The sequence below is a fragment of the Kitasatospora sp. NPDC023385 genome, from assembly GCF_055664045.1.
The window spans coordinates 1-4,546 of the sequence record NZ_JBVOOL010000075.1 but is presented as its reverse complement, the minus strand read 5'-3'; the positions used below and the strand labels follow the sequence as shown (position 1 = coordinate 4,546).

The window sequence follows — 4,546 nt, the reverse complement described above, 5'->3', positions numbered from 1 at the left end:
CTCGTGCCGGTCCGCCTGGACCTGGCCGACGTCCGTCGGCAGGCCGCCTCCACCGGCGTCCCGCCGCTGCTGCGGGCCCTGGTCCGCACCCCCACCCGCCGCACGGCGGCCGGGGAGCAGATCGGGGCGGCGAGCACGGAGTCGCTCGCGGACCGTCTGGCCGGCCTGGCGCCGGAGGAGCGCGGCGCCCTGCTGCTCGACCTCGTCCGGACCCACACCGCGGCCGTCCTCGGCTTCGCGGGCCCGGACGACATCGACCCGAAGCGCGGCTTCCTGGAGCTGGGCGTCGACTCGCTCACCGCCATCGAGCTGCGCAACGGGCTCGGCAAGGCGGCCGGACTGCGCCTGCCCGCCACACTGATCTTCGACTACCCGGCCCCGGCCGGTGTGGCCGACTACCTGGCGGCGGAGCTCGGCGCGGCGACGGACGCAACGGCCGCCCAGTCCGTCCACTCGGAGCTCGACAAGCTGGAGTCGCTGCTCGCGGCGATCGCGAGCGGTTCCGACACCGGTTCCGACGAACGCTCCGGGATCACCGCCCGCCTGCGGGCCGTGATGTCGCGCTGGACCGGAGCCCAGGCCGAGGCGGACGGCACGGACGAGGCCGACTCCCTGGAGTCGGTGACCGCGGACGAGCTGTTCGACCTCCTCGACAACGAGCTCGGCCAGTGAGCCCGCAGCCGCCCGTCAGCACGCCCGCCGCAGCCCCTGCCGTAGCCCTCACAGTGGAGTGACCCCAGTGTCGAACGAAGAGAAGTTGGTCGACTACCTCAAGCGGGCGACGGCCGACCTGCGCGAGACCCGTCGCCGCCTGCGCGAGGCGGAGGACAAGGACCGCGAGCCCATCGCGATCATCGGCATGGCCTGTCGCTACCCGGGCGGTGTGACCACGCCCGAGGGGTTGTGGCAGCTCGTGGCCGACGGTGAGGACGGCATCAGCGAGGTCCCGGCCGAGCGCGGCTGGGACCTGGCGGCCCTGACCTTCGAGGAGACCGAGGGCGAGGACGGCCCCGGCGGGACGCGTGTCCCGCAGGGCGGATTCCTGCACGACGCCGGGGAGTTCGACCCGTACTTCTTCCGGATTTCGCCGCGCGAGGCGCTCGCCATGGACCCCCAGCAGCGGCTGCTGCTGGAGGCCTCCTGGGAGGCGTTCGAGCGGGCCGGCATCGACCCCGAGTCGGTGCGCGGCAGCCGGACCGGCGTGTTCGCGGGCCTCATGAACAACACCGACTACACGCCGTCCCCCGCCCAGGAAGGCCTCCCCGAGGGGATCGAGGGCTTCCTCGGCACCGGCGGCTCCGGCAGCGTGGCCTCCGGCCGCATCTCGTACACCCTGGGTCTGGAGGGCCCGGCGGTCACCGTCGACACGGCCTGCTCCTCCTCCCTGGTGACCCTGCACCTGGCCGCTCAGGCCCTGCGCAACGGCGACTGCACGCTCGCCCTCGCGGGCGGCGCGACCGTCATGGCCACGCCAGGCACCTACCTGGAGTTCACGCGGCAGCGGGGCCTCGCCCTCGACGGTCGCTGCAAGGCCTTCGCGGACGCGGCCGACGGCACCGGCTTCTCCGAGGGGGTCGGCATGATGCTGCTGGAGCGGTTGTCGGACGCGCAGCGCAACGGGCACAAGGTGCTTGCGGTGGTGCGGGGTTCGGCCGTCAACCAGGACGGCGCGAGCAGCGGTCTGACGGCGCCGAACGGCCCGTCCCAGCAGCGGGTTATCCGCCAGGCGCTGACCAACGCGGGCCTGTCCACGGCCGACGTCGACCTCCTGGAGGCGCACGGCACCGGCACCACGCTCGGCGACCCGATCGAGGCGCAGGCGCTGCTGGCGACCTACGGCCAGGGGCGCGAGGGCGGTGAGCCGCTGTGGCTCGGCTCGTTCAAGTCCAACGTCGGCCACACCCAGGCGGCGGCCGGTGCGGGTGGCGTCATCAAGATGGTGATGGCGCTGCGTGAGGGCGTCATGCCGCAGACGCTGCACGTGGACCGGCCGTCCACGAAGGTCGACTGGTCGGCGGGTGCGGTGGAGCTGCTGACCGAGGGCCGTGCGTGGCCCGAGGTCGGGCGTCCGCGCCGGGCGGCGGTGTCGTCGTTCGGCATCAGTGGGACGAACGCGCACGTGATTCTGGAGCAGGCCCCGGCGGAGGAGCCGGCGGAGGCGGGCGCGGTCATCGTCGACGCTCCGGTGCCGTGGGTGCTCTCGGGCAAGTCGGAGGCGGCGCTGCGGGCGCAGGCGGCGCGCTTGGCGGCGTTCGTCGGGGAGCGGCCGGAGCTTGAACCGGTGGACGTCGGGTACTCGTTGGCGTTGTCGCGTTCCCGTTTCGACCACCGTGCGGTGGTGTCGGGTGCGGGCCGGGAGGAGCTGCTGGCGGGCCTGGCCGGTCTGGCGAGCGGTGAGGTTTCCGGCGAGACGGTGGGCCGGGGCAAGCTGGCGTTCCTGTTCACGGGGCAGGGGAGTCAGCGGGCGGGGATGGGCCGTGAACTGTACGGCACGTTCCCGGTGTTCGCGGCGGCCTTCGACGAGGTGTGCGCCAGGTTCGAACTGCCTTTGAAGGATGTGGTGTTCGAGGGGTCGGAGCTGCTGGACCGGACGGCGTACACGCAGGCGGCGTTGTTCGCGGTGGAGGTGGCGCTGTTCCGTCTGGTGGAGTCGTGGGGTCTGAAGCCGGACTTCCTGGTGGGGCACTCGGTGGGTGAGATCGCTGCCGCGCATGTGGCTGGGGTGTTGTCGCTGGAGGACGCGGCCAAGCTGGTGGAGGCGCGTGGCCGGCTGATGCAGGAGCTGCCCGCCGGCGGTGCGATGGCGGCGATCGAGGCGACGGAGGCGGAGGTGCTGCCGCTGCTGGCCGGCCGGGAGGCGGAGATCGCTGTCGCGGCGGTCAACGGGCCTTCGTCGGTGGTGGTTTCGGGTGACGAGGCCGTCGTGCTGGAGGTGTTGGAGCACTGGAAGAGCCAGGGTCGTAAGGGTCGTCAGCTGCGGGTGAGCCACGCGTTCCACTCGCCGCGGATGGAGCCGATGCTGGCCAAGTTCCGCGCCGTGGCGGCCGAGTTGACCTACGGCGAGCCGACGTTCGCGGTGGTCTCGAACGTGACGGGCGAACTCGCCACCGAGCTGGGCACGCCGGAGTACTGGGTGCGGCACGTCCGTGAGGCGGTGCGCTTCGCCGACGGCATCGCGTACCTGGTGGAGCAGGGTGTCACCAGGTTCCTGGAGCTGGGTCCGGACGGGACGCTGTCCGCCCTGGCGCAGGAGATCGCCGAGGGCCACTTCGCTCCCGTCCTGCGCAAGGGCCGCCCGGAGGCTCTGACGTTCACCCAGGCCGTCACCGGCCTGCACGCCCGGGGTGCCGCGCTGGACTGGGAGGCGGTGTTCGCCGGTCGCGGCGCGAGCCGCACCGACCTGCCGACCTACGCCTTCCAGCACGAGAACTACTGGCTGGACCTGCCCAGCATCGCGGGCGATGCCGTCAGCCTCGGTCTCGGGAACACCGCTCACCCGCTGCTGGGTGCGGCGATCGCCCTGCCCGAGTCGGACGGTGTCCTGCTGACGGGCCGGCTCTCCCTCCAGTCGCACGCGTGGCTGGCCGATCACGCGGTGTCGGGCTCGGCCCTGGTGCCCGGCACGGGTCTGCTGGAGCTGGCGATCCACGCCGGTGACCAGGTGGGCTTCGGCCAGGTCGAGGAGTTGATGCTCCAGGCTCCGCTGGTGCTGCCCGAGCAGGGCGGCCTCGCTCTGCGAGTGTCGGTGGAGGCCATCGGTGCCGACGGTTTCCGTCCGGTCGCGGTGTACTCCCGTGCGGACGACGCGGAGGCCGATGAGCCGTGGGTGCGTCACGCTTCGGGTCTGCTGTCCGACGCGGTGCCGGGTCCTCCGGAGGGTCTGTCGGTGTGGCCGCCGAAGGGCGCCGAGCCGGTCGAGGTGGAGGACCTGTACGAGGGCCTGGCTGCCACTGGTGTGCTGTACGGTCCGGTGTTCCGGGGCCTGCGCGCCGCCTGGCGCGCCGAGGACGCCGTGTACGCGGAGATCGCGCTGCCCGAGGGCGTGTCGGTCGAGGGCTTCGGTGTTCACCCGGCTCTGCTGGACGCGGCTCTGCACGGCATCGCGCTGGGCGAGTTCGTCGCCCAGCGGGACAGTGCGCACCTGCCGTTCTCCTGGAACGGCGTCTCGCTGTACACCACCGGCGCCTCCGTCCTGCGCGTCAAGCTGGCCCCGGCCGGCACCGACGCCGTGTCCATCGTCGCTGCCGACGAGACCGGATCCCCCGTCACCGCCATTGCCTCGCTGATGCTGCGGCCGGTGGATGCTGGTGAACTGGCTTCGGCGGGGCGGGCGTTCCATGAGGTGATGTTCCAGCTGGAGTGGGTGGAACTCGCGGTCGCGGAGTCGGTTCAGGCGTCGTGGAGTGTGCTGGAGCCGGGTGCGGGTCTGGCGGAGCTGGCTGGGGCCGGTGCGGTGCCGGAGGTGGTGTTCGCGCCGATCGCCCCGTCCGGGGGCGATGACGTGGTGGGTGCCGCCCACCGCACGGCGGTGGAGGCTCTGGCGCTG

The 4,546-nt window shown here is 72.7% G+C and carries 1 protein-coding gene and 1 pseudogene; both read left to right on the top strand.

What is annotated here, in order from left to right; translation table 11 throughout:
- Positions 1-672 (top strand): acyl carrier protein (locus AC0B61_RS36945; protein WP_471746888.1); only part of this gene is annotated, 672 nt, incomplete at its 5' end.
- Between the two features lie 70 nt (positions 673-742).
- Positions 743-4,546, top strand: a pseudogene (locus tag AC0B61_RS36940) (type I polyketide synthase); the annotation flags it as partial.